The organism is Pseudoxanthomonas jiangsuensis, from assembly GCF_010093185.1.
Taxonomy (GTDB): Bacteria; Pseudomonadota; Gammaproteobacteria; order Xanthomonadales; family Xanthomonadaceae; genus Pseudoxanthomonas; species Pseudoxanthomonas jiangsuensis.
On the sequence record NZ_PDWL01000102.1, the window covers coordinates 1 to 625 of the forward strand.

Annotated in this window: 1 protein-coding gene; it reads right to left on the reverse strand. The window is 65.6% G+C overall.

Annotated features, from left to right (window positions below; all coding sequences use genetic code 11):
- Positions 1-625 (reverse strand): helix-hairpin-helix domain-containing protein (locus CSC62_RS17470; protein ID WP_281353328.1); only part of this gene is annotated, 625 nt, incomplete at both ends.

Below are 625 nucleotides of genomic sequence, written 5' to 3' on the forward strand. Positions count from 1 at the left end.
CTTCCAGCACGGCGGCAAAGCTCAGCGCCTCGCGCAGCTTGGGCGAAGGCGGATGCGTGTCGCCAATGCGCACGCCACGCTGCAGCAGGTCATCGATGGCCTGCTGATTCCCGGCTTGGTCGAAGAAGTGCCCCAGCGAGCGCGCTACTTCGCCGCCGATATCCGGCACGCGCTTGAACAGCGGCCACGGCAGATGCCGGATCAATTCCAGATCGCCGAACCAGGCCGACAACGCCTTGGCCGTGCTTTCGCCCACATGCTCGATGCCCAGCGCAAACAGGAAACGCTCCAGCGTGGTATCGCGCGATGTTTCGATCGCCTCGATGAGATTCTCCGCCCACTTGGTGGCGATCTTCTTGCGGTTCCAGTCGAAGCTCGGCAAGCCTGCGCGGAGCAGATCGGCCTGCCAGGTCTGCGGCACGTCGCGCTCCCCGGCCAGGTCCACGCCGATCCCGACCACGCTGGCTTCCAGCTGCGCATATGCACCGCTGGCCAGATGCTCGCCCGCCTCGCGCAAGAACGCGTGCGGGCTGTCGGCCGTGCTGATCAGGCGCAATTGCAGCAGCTGGTCCACGCTCAGCAGATACAGGTCGGCCACGCCTTTCACCAGGCCACTGTCGACCAG